At 73.5% G+C, this 15,250-nt stretch carries 16 protein-coding genes; 10 read left to right on the forward strand and 6 right to left on the reverse strand.

The genetic code is table 11. From position 1 onward, the window contains the following. The first annotated feature begins 14 nt into the window (after positions 1 to 14). Both ACFWE1_RS09305 and ACFWE1_RS09310 read left to right on the forward strand, forming a co-directional pair. On the forward strand, positions 15 to 842 hold the full coding sequence (locus tag ACFWE1_RS09305; RefSeq protein WP_376933194.1) for an MBL fold metallo-hydrolase: 828 nt from the start codon (positions 15 to 17) through the stop codon (positions 840 to 842). Positions 843 to 893: 51 nt separating this feature from the next. Continuing rightward, positions 894 to 1,406, forward strand: coding sequence for a hypothetical protein (locus tag ACFWE1_RS09310; protein WP_376933195.1), 513 nt, complete (start codon positions 894 to 896; stop codon positions 1,404 to 1,406). Positions 1,407 to 1,412: 6 nt separating this feature from the next. On the opposite strand, the gene ACFWE1_RS09315 is transcribed toward ACFWE1_RS09310, so the two are convergent. Then, positions 1,413 to 1,745 (reverse strand): ArsR/SmtB family transcription factor, encoded by a 333-nt coding sequence (locus ACFWE1_RS09315; protein ID WP_376933196.1) that lies wholly within the window; start codon positions 1,743 to 1,745, stop codon positions 1,413 to 1,415. Positions 1,746 to 1,825: 80 nt separating this feature from the next. Between ACFWE1_RS09315 and ACFWE1_RS09320 the strand changes: the two genes are divergently transcribed. Then, entirely contained in the window at positions 1,826 to 3,013 is a 1,188-nt protein-coding gene (locus tag ACFWE1_RS09320) for an MFS transporter (RefSeq protein WP_376933197.1), read from the forward strand. Between the two features lie 101 nt (positions 3,014 to 3,114). Here ACFWE1_RS09320 and ACFWE1_RS09325 read toward each other — a convergent pair whose 3' ends face one another. Then, positions 3,115 to 4,893 carry an acetyl/propionyl/methylcrotonyl-CoA carboxylase subunit alpha gene (locus tag ACFWE1_RS09325; protein WP_376933198.1) on the reverse strand — a complete coding sequence of 593 codons (1,779 nt, stop codon included), beginning with the start codon at positions 4,891 to 4,893 and terminating at the stop codon, positions 3,115 to 3,117. Between the two features lie 135 nt (positions 4,894 to 5,028). Then, on the reverse strand, positions 5,029 to 5,664 hold the full coding sequence (locus ACFWE1_RS09330; RefSeq protein WP_376933199.1) for a Maf family protein: 636 nt from the start codon (positions 5,662 to 5,664) through the stop codon (positions 5,029 to 5,031). A gap of 54 nt (positions 5,665 to 5,718) precedes the next feature. Between ACFWE1_RS09330 and ACFWE1_RS09335 the strand changes: the two genes are divergently transcribed. The 4 genes from ACFWE1_RS09335 to ACFWE1_RS09350 are packed head-to-tail and all read left to right on the forward strand — an operon-like array spanning position 5,719 to position 10,045. Continuing rightward, positions 5,719 to 7,047, forward strand: coding sequence for a class I SAM-dependent RNA methyltransferase (locus tag ACFWE1_RS09335; RefSeq protein ID WP_376933200.1), 1,329 nt, complete (start codon positions 5,719 to 5,721; stop codon positions 7,045 to 7,047). Positions 7,048 to 7,075: 28 nt separating this feature from the next. After that, positions 7,076 to 7,765 carry a response regulator gene (locus ACFWE1_RS09340; protein WP_376933201.1) on the forward strand — a complete coding sequence of 230 codons (690 nt, stop codon included), beginning with the start codon at positions 7,076 to 7,078 and terminating at the stop codon, positions 7,763 to 7,765. Continuing rightward, a complete protein-coding gene (locus ACFWE1_RS09345; protein ID WP_376933202.1) occupies positions 7,752 to 8,990 on the forward strand; it encodes a sensor histidine kinase in 1,239 nt (412 codons plus the stop codon). The genes ACFWE1_RS09340 and ACFWE1_RS09345 overlap by 14 nt, the downstream gene beginning before the upstream one ends. Then, positions 8,987 to 10,045: a hypothetical protein gene (locus ACFWE1_RS09350; protein ID WP_376933203.1), complete on the forward strand. Its 1,059-nt coding sequence runs from the start codon at positions 8,987 to 8,989 to the stop codon at positions 10,043 to 10,045. Before ACFWE1_RS09345 ends, ACFWE1_RS09350 begins: the two co-directional genes overlap by 4 nt. A gap of 274 nt (positions 10,046 to 10,319) precedes the next feature. Here the strand turns inward: ACFWE1_RS09350 and ACFWE1_RS09355 are convergent, their stop codons facing one another. Further along, positions 10,320 to 10,550: an acyl-CoA carboxylase epsilon subunit gene (locus tag ACFWE1_RS09355; protein WP_376933204.1), complete on the reverse strand. Its 231-nt coding sequence runs from the start codon at positions 10,548 to 10,550 to the stop codon at positions 10,320 to 10,322. Positions 10,551 to 10,559: 9 nt separating this feature from the next. Further along, the gene (locus ACFWE1_RS09360) at positions 10,560 to 12,161 is read right to left on the reverse strand and encodes an acyl-CoA carboxylase subunit beta (RefSeq protein ID WP_243568897.1); all 1,602 of its coding nucleotides are present in this window, start codon (positions 12,159 to 12,161) and stop codon (positions 10,560 to 10,562) included. 129 nt (positions 12,162 to 12,290) lie between these two features. On the opposite strand from ACFWE1_RS09360, the gene ACFWE1_RS09365 reads away from it, so the two are divergent. From ACFWE1_RS09365 to ACFWE1_RS09375, 3 genes are all read left to right on the forward strand, one after another. Continuing rightward, positions 12,291 to 13,172 (forward strand): biotin--[acetyl-CoA-carboxylase] ligase, encoded by an 882-nt coding sequence (locus tag ACFWE1_RS09365; protein ID WP_376933205.1) that lies wholly within the window; start codon positions 12,291 to 12,293, stop codon positions 13,170 to 13,172. A 4-nt stretch (positions 13,173 to 13,176) separates the two neighbouring features. Next, positions 13,177 to 13,716, forward strand: a complete 540-nt coding sequence (locus tag ACFWE1_RS09370) for a PH domain-containing protein (protein ID WP_376933206.1) — start codon at positions 13,177 to 13,179, stop codon at positions 13,714 to 13,716. 109 nt (positions 13,717 to 13,825) lie between these two features. Continuing rightward, positions 13,826 to 14,668 carry a DarT ssDNA thymidine ADP-ribosyltransferase family protein gene (locus tag ACFWE1_RS09375; protein ID WP_376933207.1) on the forward strand — a complete coding sequence of 281 codons (843 nt, stop codon included), beginning with the start codon at positions 13,826 to 13,828 and terminating at the stop codon, positions 14,666 to 14,668. On the opposite strand, the gene ACFWE1_RS09380 is transcribed toward ACFWE1_RS09375, so the two are convergent. After that, entirely contained in the window at positions 14,635 to 15,225 is a 591-nt protein-coding gene (locus ACFWE1_RS09380; RefSeq protein ID WP_376933208.1) for a GtrA family protein, read from the reverse strand. The two genes, ACFWE1_RS09375 and ACFWE1_RS09380, sit on opposite strands and share 34 nt — an antisense overlap. Positions 15,226 to 15,250: the final 25 nt, after the last annotated feature.

A 15,250-nucleotide genomic window follows, 5' to 3' on the forward strand; every position in this document is an offset into this window, starting at 1 on the left:
GGTGAGGAGCCCGCATGAACCCAGCAGTCCTGCAGTGCGCCGTCTGCGGCGTCGAGTACGACCCCGAGGCGCTGCCGGAGATCTGTCCGATCTGCGCCGATGAACGCCAGTACCTGGCGGCGGACCGACGGCAGCACTGGGTGGACCCGGCCGACTTCGCCGGCGGCATCGCGGTCTTCGAGACCGAGCCCGGGCTGTGGTCGATCGCGGTCGACGGTGGACCCGGCATCGACCAGCAGGCGAAGGTCATCGTCACCGAGGCGGGCAACGTGATGGTGGAGGTGCCGGCGTCGAGCACCGAGCGCGCCGTCGAGGCGGTTCGCGCGCTCGGCCCGCTCGCCGCGATCATCGCCTCGCACCCGCACATGTACGGGCTGCAGTCGCAGTGGTCGCGGGCGCTCGGCGGGGCGACCGTGTACGTCTCGAACGTGGACCGCGAGTGGCTCGGCGTCACGCCGGATCCGGTCGTGTACTGGGACGGCGAGATCGAGCTGGTGCACGGCGTGGTCGCCTCGCAGCCCGGCGGGCACTTCCCTGGCAGCTGCGTCGTGCACTGGGCCGGGCGCGACGGCGCCGGCGTGCTGCTGACCGGCGACACGATCGGGGTCAACCCCGACGGGGAGTCGCTCGCCTTCATGCGTTCGTACCCGAACCGGATCCCGCTCTCGGCCGGTGTCGTGCTGCGGATCGCCGATCACGTCGAGCGATACGAGTTCGACCGCATCTACGGCAACTTCGGCGGCGCCATCCGCTCCGAGGGGAAAGCTCGACTGCGTGCCTCGGCGGACCGGCACGCGGCCTGGGCACGCGGCGACTTCGATCACCTCACCGGGCCGGGCTGACGGTCGAGGGCGGCGTCGCCGCGGCCGCTCGGAACCCGGCAGGATGGGATGGTGACCACGTCTCACTCGCTTCGCCGCGCCATCCGCCCGCTGCTCGCCGCGACGCTCCTCGCGGGCCTGCTCGCCGGGTGCGCGAGCGGGCCGGCCGACGGAGCCGCGCCGACCGGGGCGGCGTCGGCCCCGGCGTCGTCAGCGCCCGCCTCCGCGAGCCCCACCGCGACGGAGACCCCTGAGCAGAGCTTCCGCACCTGGCTCGCGGCGAGCCGGGAGCCGGACGTCGAGCTGGCCTGCTCCTACCTCAGCGAGGAGCTGGTCGCGAAGATGCTGGCGGAGCTCGCGGCGGGCGGGGTCTCGCTCGGCGGCTGCGCCGAGCTGATCGCCACGACGGCGCAGCTGTACGCCGCGCTCGGCGCGACGGCGGATGCCGAGGTCGAGACGATCGAGGAGGCGGCCGGCCGCGCCGAGCTCTTCGTCACCTACGGCTCCGGCGACTGCGGCACGGTCGCGCTCGTGCCCGAGGGCGGCCGCTGGATCCTGACCGAGCACTCTCAAGAGGTCTGCTGAGGGAGGCTACGCGCCGCCGGGGTGCTCGGCCGCGTCGAGGATCGTGTCGAGGAGTCCGGGGAAGCGGGCGTCGAGGTCCTCGCGGCGCAGGGTGAGGAGGCGGCCGCGCCCGTTCGGCTCGTTGCGGATGACGCCGGCCTCGCGGAGCACCTTCATGAGGTGCGACTTCGTCGATTTCGGCACGTTCGGGTCGCTCAGGTGGCACGCGGCCATGTCGAGCGGGCCGTCGTGGAGCTGCTGCGCGATCGCGAGCCGCTCGGGATCGCTCAGCGCGAAGAGCACGGCGCCGAGAGTGAGTTCTGACCGCTCGGGGTGCGGGAGCTCGACCGGGGCGGGCATGGTTCGAGAATAGTTGAATAATGCGCGGATGGCGAGTACTGTCCAATCGTTCGAGATTTTTGGAACAGACAGGATGCTTCATGCGCACTCGTCCCACCGGACCCGGATTCGCCCTCGCGGTCGCCGGCGTCACCGTGATGATGGCCGGGGCGAGCGCCCCATCGCCGTTCTACCCCGTGCTGCAGGCCGAACTCGGCATCGATTCGGGCACCATCACCGCGGTGTTCGCCGTCTACGCGATCACGCTGCTCGGCGCGCTGCTCACGACCGGCTCGCTCTCGGATCACCTCGGCCGCAGGCCCGTCGTCAGCGCCGGGTTCCTGCTGCTCGCGCTGAGCGTGCTCCTCTTCTGGCATGCGGATGCCACGGCGACCCTGTTCGCGGCCCGGGCCGTGCAGGGGGCGGCGAGCGGACTCCTGCTCTCCGCCCTCTCCGCGAGCATCGCCGACCTCGAGCCGGCCGGTCGCCCCGGCTCCGCCGCCCTCTGGAACGCGGTCGCGCCGATGGCGGGGCTCGCGCTCGGGGCGCTCGCCGCGGGCGCGGTGCTCGACATCGCGCCCGAGCCGCTCGCCGCCGTGTTCCTCCCGCTCACGGTCGTCTTCCTCGCGATGTCTTTGCTCGCCTGGGTCGCGCCCGAGACCTCCCCGCGGCACCCCGGCTGGCTGGCCTCGCTCCGCCCGCGGCTGGGGGTTCCTGGGCACGTGCGCGGCCTGTTCGTGAAGAGCACCCCCGTCGTGCTCGCCGGCTGGGCGACCGGCGGACTGTTCCTCTCGCTCGGGGCGAGCATCGTGCACCGCGAGCTCGGCGCCGAGCTGCACCTCTGGCAGGGGCTCGCGGTCGCCGCGCTCGCCGGCTCCGGGGCGGTGTCGGCGGCGCTCATCCGCTCGCGCACTCCGCGCTTCATCACGATCTACGGCGCCGCCGCGCTCGCCATGGGTACGGCGCTCAGCCTGCTCGCGCTCGGCGCGCACTCGCTCGCCGCGTACTTCGCCGCGGTCGTCGTCGCCGGTTCGGGATTCGGCACCGCCTTCATGGGTGTGCTGCGCTCGATCATCCCCGCCGTGGCACCGTCGGAGCGGGCCGCCACCTTCGCCGCGCTCTACACCGTCTCCTACCTCGCCTTCGGCATCCCGGCCGTCATCGCGGGCCTGCTCGCCCCCGCGATCTCGCTCGGTGCGACGACGTACGGGTACGGCGCAGCGGTCGTCCTGCTGGCCGCGCTCGCCGCCGCGCTCCGGTGGCGGGCGCCGGGGCGACCCGGCTACTGAGCGGCGACCGGCGGCGCGGCGGCGACGTCCGGCTCGAGCGGGGGAGTGCGCTCGCTCACTCCTTCGAGCAACGCGATGAGCGCTCCGCCGAGCGCCGGGCTCTAGGCGTCCGCGATCGACAGCAGCAGGTGCCCGCTCGACACCGTGACGCCGGGCTCGGCGTTCACGACGCCGACGATGCCGTCCTTGTGCGCGATGATCGGCTGCTCCATCTTCATCGCCTCGAGCACGAGCACGAGGTCGCCCTTGACGACCTTGTCGCCCTCGGCGACGGCGACCTTCACGACGGTCGCCTGCATGGGGGCCTTCACGGCGTCGCCGGTGGCGGTGTCGACCGCCCCGCCCGCGGCGCGGCGGCGGGGAGCCGGGGCGCCGGCGGAGGCGCCGCCGTTGGAGCCTGCGGTGCCGACGAGCTTCTTCGGCAGGGAGACCTCGATGCGGCGGCCGTCGACCTCGACGACGACGCTCGCGCGCGCGGCCGGGCCGCGCACCTCCTCGAGCTCGCCCGACCAGGGCTCGAGCGTGTTCTCGTACTCGGTCTCGATCCAGCGCGTGTAGATCGAGAACGGCTGCTCGCCCTCGGGGGCGAACGCGGGGTTCGTCACGATGTCGCGATGGAACGGCAGCACCGTGGGCAGACCGGCGACCTCGACCTCGTCGAGGGCGCGGCGGGCGCGCGAGAGCGCCTCCTGGCGGTCCTTGCCGGTCACGATGAGCTTCGCGAGCAGCGAGTCGAAGGCGCCCGAGATCTCGTCGCCGCTCGTCACGCCGGAGTCGACGCGGATGCCGGGGCCGCCGGGGAAGCGGAGCTGGTGGATCGGGCCGGGCGCGGGCAGGAAGTTGCGGCCCGGGTCCTCGCCGTTGATGCGGAACTCGATCGAGTGGCCGCTCGCCTCGGGGTCGTCGTAGTCGAGGACGCCGCCCTCGGCGAGGCGGAACTGCTCGCGGACGAGGTCGAGGCCGGTGACCTCCTCGGACACGGGGTGCTCCACCTGGAGGCGGGTGTTCACCTCGAGGAACGAGACGGTGCCGTCCTGGCCGATCAGGAACTCGCAGGTGCCGGCGCCGACGTAGCCGACCTCCTTGAGGATGGCCTTCGAGGCCGAGTAGAGGGCGTCGATCTGTACCTGGCTGAGGAACGGTGCGGGCGCCTCCTCGACGAGCTTCTGGTGGCGGCGCTGCAGCGAGCAGTCGCGGGTCGAGACGACCACGACGTTGCCGTGCTGGTCGGCGAGGCACTGGGTCTCGACGTGGCGCGGCTTGTCGAGGTACTTCTCGACGAAGCACTCGCCGCGGCCGAAGGCGGCGACCGCCTCGCGGGTGGCCGAGTCGAAGAGCTCGGACACCTCTTCGCGGGTGCGGGCGACCTTGAGGCCGCGCCCGCCGCCGCCGAACGCCGCCTTGATGGCGACGGGCAGGCCGTGCTGGTCGACGAACTCGAGCACTTCCTCGGCGCCCGCGACCGGGTTCAGGGTGCCGGGGGCGAGCGGCGCGCCGACCTTCTCGGCCACGTGCCGCGCGGAGACCTTGTCGCCGAGGCGTTCGATGGCCTCGGGGGAGGGGCCGATCCAGACGAGGCCGGCGGCGATGACCGCGCGGGCGAAGTCGGGGTTCTCGGCGAGGAAGCCGTAGCCCGGGTGCACCGCGTCCGCACCGGAGCGGCGGGCCACGGAGAGCAGCTTGTCGATGACGAGGTAGGTGTCGGCGCTCGTGGCGCCGTCGAGGGCGTACGCCTCGTCGGCGAGCTTCACGTGGCGCGCGTCGCGGTCCTGGTCGGCGTAGACGGCGACCGAGCCGATTCCGGCGTCGCGAGCGGCCCGGATGACGCGGACGGCGATCTCGCCACGGTTGGCGATGAGGACCTTGGTGATGCGCGGCATAGTTCTCAACTCTATTGCTCGGGACCCCCTCGGCTTTGAAGGGCTCCCACAAAAAGACGCGGTTCCAGGCTGCGGCAGCTCACAACTGCGGCGTCAGTCCGCCGAAGTTGCCAATCGGATCGGCGATTTCGGGGTTCAGCGGATCCAGAGCCCGGTCCACGGCACGCCGAGCTCGCGCACCAGCTCGCGGAGCGTGGAGAGCGAGAGGCCCACCACGGTCGACGGGTCGCCCTCGACCGAGCGGATGAACGGACCGCCCAGGCTGTCGACGGTGAACGCCCCCGCCACGGCCAACGGCTCGCCCGTCGCGATGTACGCGTCGATCTCGGCTTCATCCAGGGTCGCGAAGCGCACGGTCGCGACATCCGCCCGCCCCACCGCCCGGTTCACCCGGCCGCCGCGGTGATCGATGAGCCAGTGCCCGGACCACAGCGCCCCGCTGCCGCCGTTCTGCGCGAGCCAGCGCTCCTTGGCGACCTCGGGCGTGTGCGGCTTGCCGTGGATGCGGCCGTCGACGAGGAACGCCGAGTCCCCACCGAAGATCAGCCCGTCGATCGGCTCGCCACCGGGGGTCGTGCCGAGCAGCGCCTCCGCCTTCGCCTGCGCGAGCAGCTGCACCATCCGCTCCACCGGCAGCGGTCCGTGCTGGCCCTCGTACGCCTCGACGACCGCGCGCTCGTCCACCCCCGGGGCGACCGCGATCGGCTCGATGCCCGCGGCCCGCAGCGTCTGCAGCCGGGCGGGGGAGGTGGAGGCGAGGTAGAGGCGCATGCGTCCATCTTGCCGCGCGGCGGCCGCCCTGCGCTGCTGTGGGATGCTCGATGCATGCTCGGATCCCTGCTCGACCTCCAGGTCGACCGCATCGCCCACGGCGGCGTCGCGGTCGCCCGCCACGACGGCCGCGTCGTCTTCGTCGCCGACGCCATCCCCGGCGAGCGGGTGCGGGCACGGGTGACGGATGCCTCGAAGGACCGCTTCTGGCGGGCCGACACCGTCGAGGTGCTCGACGCCTCGCCCGACCGCCGCGAGCACGTCTGGGCCGAGGCCTCCGTCGATCGCGACCCGGCCGAGCGCGCCGGCGGCGCCGAGTTCGGGCACATCCGCATCGAGCGCCAGCGCGCGCTGAAGGGCGAGGTCCTGGCCGATGCCCTCGCCCGCATGGGCGGCGTCGAGCTCGCCCCCGAGGTCGCGGCCGTGGCCGCAGTGCTCGCGCCGGGCGTCGACGCCGACGACGGCACCGGCTGGCGCACCCGGGTGCGCCTGCACGTCGACGCGGAGGGCCGGGTCGGGCCGTACGCCGCGCGCAGCCGCCGGGTCGTCCCGGTCGCCTCGCTCCCGCTCGCGGCCGCCGAGCTCACGGCCCTCGCCCCGCTCGACGCGCGGATGCCCGGTGTCGGGGCGATCGACCTCGTGCTGCCGAGCGCCGGCGAGGCCCAGCTCGTGACCGTCGAAGCCGACGCCGAGCCGCGCCAGCGCGGACCGCGCGCCCAGCGCGGCCGTCGCGGCGGGCCGCGCCGCTCGCAGGCCGCGCGCCCGGCCGTGCCCCGCGACACCGTCATCGTCGAGGAGCTCGTCGCCGGGCGCCGGTTCCAGGTCGACCGCGGGGGATTCTGGCAGGTGCACCGGGGCGCCGCCGCGACCCTGCACGCCGCCGTCCAGCGCGCGATCGACGCCGAGCGCTTCGACCCTCGCGCCGCGAACCTCGACCTCTATGGCGGCGTCGGCCTGCTCGCCGCCGCGGTCGGCGACCGCTTCGGCGACACGACCCGCATCACGACCGTCGAGGCCGATCCGCGCGCCACGCTGCACGCGGGGGAGAACCTCGCCGAGTGGGTCGGCGCGCAGGCCGTGACCGCCCGCGTCGACCGCTACCTCGCCGAGCTCGCGGCCGGTGCGGGCGCCGCCGAGCGCGCGGGCCTCGCGGGCGGCACCGTCGTGCTCGACCCGCCGCGCGCGGGCGCCGGCCGCGAGGTCGTCGACCGGATCGCCGGCCTCGGGCCCGCCCAGATCGTCTACGTCGCGTGCGATCCGGTGGCGCTCGCGCGCGACGTGGCCCTCTTCCGGGGGCACGGCTACGAGCTGGAGGCGGTCGAGGCCTTCGATCTGTTCCCGAACACGCACCACCTCGAAGCAGTGGCGCGTCTCGCCCGCTAGGGTGGCAGCTGAGGAAACGGGGGGTGCTGTGAGCGACGAGCGCGACAGCGACGCACGCCAGGCGACGGTCGCGATCGTCGACGATCACGAGGCGGTCCGGCTCGGGCTGCGCGCGGCCTGCCAGGACGCGGGCTACGACGTCATCGCCGACACGGCCGACGTGCCCCAGCTGCTCGCCGCGCTCGACGGCGGCAGCTGCGACGTCGTCGTGCTCGACCTCTCGCTCGGCGACGGCTCGAGCGTCACCGACAATGTGCGCCAGGTGCTCGCCACCGGCAGCCACGTGCTCGTGCACTCCATCGCCGACCGCGTCGCCGCGGTGCGCGAGGCGCTCGCCGCGGGTGCGGCGGGCGTCATCCCGAAGGCCTCGCCGATGGCCGCCGTGATCGGCGCCATCTCCACCGTCGCCCGCGGCGACGTGCTGAACAACGTCGAGTGGGCGAGCGCGATCGAGGCCGACCGCGACTTCGCCAGGGCTCAGCTCGGCCGCCGCGAGCGCGACGTGCTGCACCTCTACGCCTCCGGCCTGCCGCTGAAGCTCGTCGCCGCCCAGCTCGGCATCGCGCACTCGACCGCCCGCGAGTACCTCGACCGCATCCGCGCGAAGTACGTCGAGGTCGGCCGCCCCGCGCCGACCAAGGTCGACCTGCTGCGCCGCGCGGTCGAAGACGGCATCCTCCCGGGCCTCGACGGCGAAGCAGGCGATGCCCTCCGCTGAGTGGCGCGTCGCCCGACCCACCGCCCGGCGGAGGATGTCGGTCAGCCGGAGCCAGGTCGAGACAATCTCCGCTCGCGCCGTCGGGATCGCGGGCCTCGTCTTCGCCGCCCAGACGGTGCCCTCCGCCCTCGCCGAGGCCGCGGTCCTGCGCCCAGGCGCCGGAGCCGCGCTCATGGCCGTCGTGTACGGCGCGATCGTGGCGCTCGCCGTGGCCACGCTCTCGAAGGTCGCGATCCGCGCCGCGTGCCTCGCCTTCGCCATCCTCTACCTGCTCGCCCTGCTCTCGTGGCCCACCCTCGTCGAGGACTTCGGCGCGATGGCCGGGCAGGTGCCCTGGCTGTACTTCCTCTGCACCGTCGCGACGACCGCCGCGGTCGTCGCGCTGCCGAGCTGGTGGGCGGCGGCGTACACCGTCGTCGTGCCGATCGTCTACGGCATCGTCCGCGTCTCCCCGTCGGGCGGCTCGGCCGAGCCGCTGCTCGCCGTGCTCGACGCCACCTACGCGCTCATCCTTGGCATCGTGGTGCTCGTCATCATCACGATGCTCCGGCAGGCGGCGATCGGCGTCGACCAGGCCCAGGAGGCGGCCCTGCAGCGCTATGACCTCGCCGCCCGCCTGCACGCGAACGAGCTCGAGCGCGTCAAGGTCGACGCCCTCGTGCACGACAGCGTGCTGACGACGCTGCTCTCGGCCGCCGCGGCCACCCGGCCCGAGCAGCAGGCGCTCGCCGCACGCATGGCGAAGGACGCGATCGCGCGGCTCGACGAGGCCGGCGCGGCCGGCCCTCGCTCGCTCGACCGGGTGTCGCTCGGCGTGCTCGTGCGGCGGCTGCGCACCGCGATCGGCACGTTCAATGCGAGCTTCGCGGTGCGCGTCGTGAACGCGGGCGGCGTGGAGTTGCCCGTCGAAGCCGTCGAGGCGCTCTACTCGGCGGCGGTGCAGGCGATGGTGAACAGCCTCCAGCACGCCGACGAGCCGGGCCGGGTGACCCGGCGCGAGCTCCGCGTGCGCGGCGTGCGGGCCAACGGCTGCGTCATCGAGGTCGCCGACAACGGGGTGGGCTTCGACCCGATCACGGTGCCGCACGAGCGGCTCGGCGTACGCGTCTCCATCGAGGAGCGGATGACGAACGCGGGCGGCCTCGCGAAGATCGAGTCGCTCGCGGGGCACGGCACGACGGTCATCCTCGCCTGGCCTACCGGCGCGATCGGGGGCGACGCATGATCTCCGTCCCGCGGTGGCTGCTGCTCGTGCTCGCGGCGCTCTTCTCGACGTACCACGTCATCCTCGGCGTGTACTCGCTCGCCGTGCCCGCGAGCCCCTGGCCCGCGATCGTCGCCCTCGCCTGCTACGCCTTCGCGACGGTGCTGAGCCTCTGGCCCTCTTCCCGGGCGCGGATGCCCGACTGGCTCGCCGCCTTCGACCTCGCGGTCAGCATCGCGCTGCCGCTGCTCGCCACGAGCCAGCTCGACGCCTCGGGCGACAACGGCTACGCCACCTGGTACGTCGCGGCCGTGGGCACGCTGATGACGATCGCCGCGGCCCGCCGCCAGCTCGTCGTCGCCTGGCTCGGCGTGATCGCGCTCGCGGTGCAGACGATGGTGTGGGCGGGGCCGCTCGCACTCGGCTCGCTCGGCGTGATCGGCAGCGTCGTCTGGGTGGCCATCGCGCACGCGCTCACCTCCGCCCTCGCGAACTCGGCCCGGGAGACCCGGCGCTACGCGCAGGCGGAGCGCGAGGCGGCGGCGTGGCAGGCGGCGCAGGACGCGTACCTCTTCGAGGGGCGGATGCGCCTCGCGCACACGAACCGGGTCGCCGCACCCATGCTCCGCCGCATCATCGACCGCGAGGGCGTGCTCAGCGAGTCGCAGCGCGAGGAGTGCCGCCGGCTCGAGGCGGCCATCCGCGACGAGATCCGCGGCCGGATGCTGCTCACCGACGCCGTCCGCGTCGAGGTGCAGCGCGCCCGCGAACGCGGCATGACCGTGACGCTCCTCGACGAGGGCGGCATCGACGACCTCGACGAGGTGGCGCGGGACCGCGTGCTCTCGCAGCTCGCCGAGGCGATCGCGGGCTCGAACGCCGATCGCATCATCGCCAGGACCGCCGCGGAGGGCTCGGCCGCCGCCGTGACGGTCGTGGGCCTGCGCACCTCGGCGGTACCGGGCGACGACGGCGACGACGCCGAGGTGGAACTGTGGCTCGAGATCCCGCGAGCGCCGGAGGACGAGGCGGAGCGGGCCGCCGCGGCCGGCGAGACCGAGCCCGCCGAGGACTGAGCCGGGCGCACCGCGCCCGAGGAGCAGCTGCGCCGTCTGCGCTGCCTGACAGCACTGCCGGTGAAATGAGGAGGGGGCCGGTCGATGACCGGCCCCCTCACAGCCCGAGCCACGGCGACAACCCGAATATCGCCCTGGCTCGCCCCCAACAATCACCGGTTACCCGACCGGTGATGATGGCGACTCCTCTGGAGCCTGCACATCAATAGTGCAACAGGGGCAAGGTTCGCAATAGTCAGCATTTGTGAGGACAACGGGTCCTCATCGGGTCCCCCTAGCGGAGGGCCCGCTGCCAGCGCCCCTGACCGGTCTCGATCGGCCGGCGCAGCGCTGCGCCCGAGCGCACCCATTCGTCCCGTCCGGCGGGCGGAGCGGATGCCTCGGGGGTGTGCTCCTCGAGCACGGCGGTGACGACGGCGATGACGGCCGCCGTCTCGGCGGGCGTCATCGGCCAGCGGTCGACGAAGCGGAGGTCGACGACGGGCTGGGCGTCCTGATCGGTCACAGCGGCTCCTTACAGGGGGATGTTGCCGTGCTTCTTCGGCGGCAGGCTCGCGCGCTTCGTGCGCAGCGTGCGGAGCGCCTTGGCGATGGCGACCCGGGTGGCCGCGGGCTCGATGACGCCGTCGAGCTCGCCGCGCTCGGCGGCGAGGAACGGGGAGGCCACGTTGTAGGTGTACTCGTTCGCGAGCTGGGTGCGCACGGCGGCGACGTCCTCGCCGGCCTCCTCGGCGCGCTTGATCTCGGCGCGGTAGAGGATGTTGACGGCGCCCTGCCCGCCCATGACGGCGATCTCCGCGGTCGGCCAGGCGAGGTTGATGTCCGCGCCGAGCTGCTTCGAGCCCATCACGATGTACGCGCCGCCGTACGCCTTGCGCGTGATGACCGTGACGAGCGGCACCGTCGCCTCGGCGTAGGCGTAGAGCAGCTTCGCGCCGCGGCGGATGACGCCGGTCCACTCCTGGTCGGTGCCGGGCAGGTAGCCGGGCACGTCGACGAGGGTCAGGATCGGGATGGAGAAGGCGTCGCAGAAGCGCACGAAGCGGCTGGCCTTCTCGCCCGCGGCGATGTTCAGGGTGCCGGCCATCTGGCTCGGCTGGTTCGCGATGATGCCGACCGAGCGGCCCTCGATGCGCGCGAAGCCGATGACGATGTTCGGCGCGTAGAGCGGCTGCACCTCGAGGAAGTCCGCGTGGTCGACGAGCCCCTCGATGACCGTGCGCATGTCGTACGGCTGGTTGGGGGAGTCCGGGATGACGGAGTTCAGGCGCCGGTCCTCGTCGGTGATCTCGAGCTCGATCTCCGACTCGTAGACGACCGGGTCGGCCATGTTGTTGTCCGGCAGGAACGAGACGAGGGTGCGCGCGTAGTCGAGCGCGTCGTCCTCGTCGCTCGCGAGGTAGTGCGCCACGCCGGAGACGGTGTTGTGGGTGAGGGCGCCGCCGAGCTCCTCGAAGCCGACCTCCTCGCCCGTGACGGTCTTGATGACGTCGGGGCCCGTGACGAACATGTGGCTCGACTTGTCGACCATGATCACGAAGTCGGTGAGGGCGGGGGAGTAGACCGCGCCGCCCGCCGCCGGCCCCATGATGATGGAGATCTGCGGGATGACGCCCGAGGCCGCGGTGTTCCGGCGGAAGATCTCGCCGTACTTGCCGAGCGCGACGACGCCCTCCTGGATCCGCGCGCCGCCCGAGTCCAGGATGCCGATGATCGGCACGCCGATCTTCAGCGCGAGCTCCATCACCTTGATGATCTTCTCGCCGGCGACCTCGCCGAGCGAGCCGCCGAAGATCGTGAAGTCCTGCGAGTACACCGCGACCTGGCGGCCGTGGATGGTGCCGGTGCCGGTCACGACGGCGTCGCCGTAGGGGCGCTTGGACTCCATGCCGAAGGCGTGGGTGCGGTGCCGCACGAACTCGTCGAGCTCGACGAAGGAGCCCGGGTCGAGCAGGCCCTCGATGCGCTCGCGGGCGGTCATCTTGCCCTTGGCGTGCTGCTTCTCGATGGCGGCCTGCCCGGAGGCGGTCACCGCCTCGTGGTAGCGCGCCTTGAGGTCGGCGAGCTTGCCCGCGGTGGTCGAGAGGTCGGGGCCGTCGTTCGTCGCTTCGGTCACCGGATCACTCTACCGGTGAGCACTCCGGCCGGATCGTTGACGGAACCCTACAAATCTGGGGCGCTCCTTTCCCGCCTCCCGCCACCGCGGCGTCCCTCCGCCGCGACGGCCCTCGGTAGGGTGATGGCCATGGATTGGGAGCGCTCGCGGGCCGCCGTGCCCCGGTTCGAGTTCCTCGAACAGGCCGGATCGACGAACGACGAGCTGCGGATCGCGGCCACGGGGGCGGAGGCCTCGGCCTGGCCGCACGGCGCGGTCGTGGTCACGGACGAGCAGACCGCCGGGCGCGGCCGGCTCGGCCGGAGCTGGCTCGCCCCGAGCGGGAAGACGCTCGCGATCTCGATGCTGCTGCGCCCGGGCGACGGGCGCGGCCCCGCGCTCCCGCTCGAGGCCTACGGCTGGATCCCGCTCCTCGCGGGCGCCGCGATGACCGAGGCGGTGCGGCGGGAGCTCGAGCGCGCCCGGACCGCGCGCCTCGAGGACGCGCCGGACGGCGGCGACGCCGACGGCCCCGGGCTCCTGGACGTGGAGCTCAAGTGGCCGAACGACGTGCTCGTGTCGGGCTACAAGCTCTGCGGCATCCTCTCCGAACTGCTGCCGCCCGAACCCGGCGAGGCGGTGCCCGCCGGCGTCGTCGTGGGGGCCGGCTTGAACCTCACCCTCGACGAGCACGACCTGCCGACGCTCACCTCGACCTCGCTGCTGCTCGCGAGCGGGCGCCGCCCCGACGCCGACGCCGTGCTCGCCGACTACCTCGCGGGCTTCCTCGCGCTCTTCGACGCCTACCGGACGGCGGGCGGCGACGCGGTCGCGTCCGGCGTCGCCGAGCGCGTCGCGGCCCTCTGCGGGACGATCGGCGAGGAGGTGCGCGTCGAGCTGCCCGGCGGGCGGATGCTGCTCGGCACCGCCGAAGGTCTCGACCCCGACGGCCGCCTGCTGGTGCTCGACCGCGAGTCGGACGAATCGCAGGCGGTCGCCGCGGGCGATGTGACGCACCTGCGGTATGAATGACCGTATGAGGCCACCCGAGACCGAGCAGCGCCAGGCGACCCCCGAACGCGTGGTCGCGCGCCTCCGCCGGCACGGGAGACGGCTGATCCTGCCCGCGATCGTGCTGATCGGCGTCGCCGGCGGCGCGGCCTACGCGAGCGGCATCCTGCTCGAGGACTGGCAGCGCTGGGCGCTCCTCGGCGGCTCGGTCCTCCTCGTGCTGCTCGCCTGCCTGCTCCCGTTCCTGTCCTGGCTCGCCGGCCGGGTGACGATCACCGACCGCCGCGTCATCGTCACGAGCGGGGTGTTCGTCCGGGTCCGCCGCGAGCTCCCGCTGCGCCGCGGCTACGACGTCACCGTGCGGCGGACGCCCGGCCAGCGGATGGCCGGTTCGGGCGACGTGCGCATCGACGTCGGCCGCGAGCGGCCGTTCGTGCTGAAGGACCTCCCCGGACCCGAGCTCGCGCAGCAGGCGCTCCACGAGCTCATCGCGGGCGCGCCCTCGGTGACGCCGCTGCAGCCGAGCCAGTCGGACGCCGACACCGTCATGTGGGGCCAGCGCTGACGCAGCCCGCGACCTCGCCGCATCTGGCGACGGAGGCCTCCGCGCACGCGTAAAGTAGACGGGCGGTTCCCGCGCGCCCCCGGCGCGGGACGCAGAGGAAAGGTGCCTGTTGGCCGACGAATGCATCCACGGTTTCGACGACGGCCTCTGCGCCATCTGCTTCCCGCCGAAGGCCCCTGAGCCCGCGCCGCAGCCCGAACCGGCGGCTCGAGCGAGCCGGGTCCCCGGCCGGCGGCCGAGCGCCGCGTCGCTGCGCACGCCGGCCGCGAAGGCCCCCCGGGCGAAGGCCGGTGCCGGGGCGCTCAGCGCGCCGCCCATCGACGCCGGAGCGGTGCGCATCTACCACGTGACGCACCTCGACAACCTCGCGCGGATCCTCGGCGCCGGCGCCCTCGTGCCGGACGCGGCCGGGGCCGCGCCAGTGGTCGACCTGTCGGCCCCCGCGGTGCGCGAGTTCCGCCGGGCTCGGGCGGTCGAGGGCACCGATGCGGTCATCGCGGACTACGTGCCGTTCCTGCTCACCCCCGACGCGCTCGTCTGGAACGCGGTGCGCGAGGGCACCCCCGACCCGCGGCTCACCCCCGAGGCTGTCGAGCGCCCCGCGTCCGATCACGTCATGCTCGTGAGCTCGGTCGCCGCCGCGCGCGGCGCCGCCACGGCCGACGGCGCCGTCGTCGTGAGCGAGGTGGACACCGCCCTGCCCGGTGCGGAGCTCGCCGTCGCTTGGCCGGCGGTCGAGCGGATGCTCCGGCTGCTCGCGCACGAGCAGGAGACCGCGCGCCTGCGCACCGCCGAGTTCCTCGTGCGCGGGGAGGTGCCGCTCGAGCGGATCGCACTCATCGCCGTCGGCAACGAACGCGTCCGCGACCGCGTGCGCGCCGCGCTCTCCGCGGTGGGTGCGAAGACGCGGATCGCGGTCTACCCGCCCTGGTTCCTGCCCGCAGAGGACTGAGCCGGCTCCTCGAAGAGCGCGCGCTGGGCCTCCTCCGCGCGGGCGAGCTGCGACAGCCCGTCCGCGCGGTGATGCCCGTACACCCAGTAGCGGTAGAGCACGAAGCGGAACAGCGTGCCGAGGCCCAGACCGATCACGTTCGAGGCGAGGTTGTCGGCGACGAGGCTCGTGAGGCCGAGGGCGTGGTGGCTGATCCAGAGGCAGCCGAGCGCGATCGCCATCCCGCCGAGCGAGACGACGACGTACTCGGCGAACTCGCGCAGGTAGTTCTTCCTGCGGTGGCTGCGGAAGGTCCAGTAGCGGTTGCCCAGCCAGTTGAACACGATCGCGACGCTCGTCGAGATCGTCTTCGCGCCGAGGGCGGACTGCGCCCAGCCGTCCGCTCCGAACGCACCGAGCCGCAGCGCATTGAACAGTGCGACGTCGATCGCGAGGCCGATCAGGCCGACGACGCCGAACTTCAGCGCGTACGCCACCACGCCGCGCCACAGCCGGCGTGCGAGATCGCCGGCCCGGGAGCCGGTCGCCGCTCCCGTCGCGAGATCGCGCGTCGTCACCCGGCACATCTTAGCCACAGGCACC

Origin of the sequence: Agromyces sp. NPDC060279 (genome assembly GCF_042726785.1) — a bacterium.
Taxonomy (GTDB): domain Bacteria; phylum Actinomycetota; class Actinomycetes; order Actinomycetales; family Microbacteriaceae; genus Agromyces.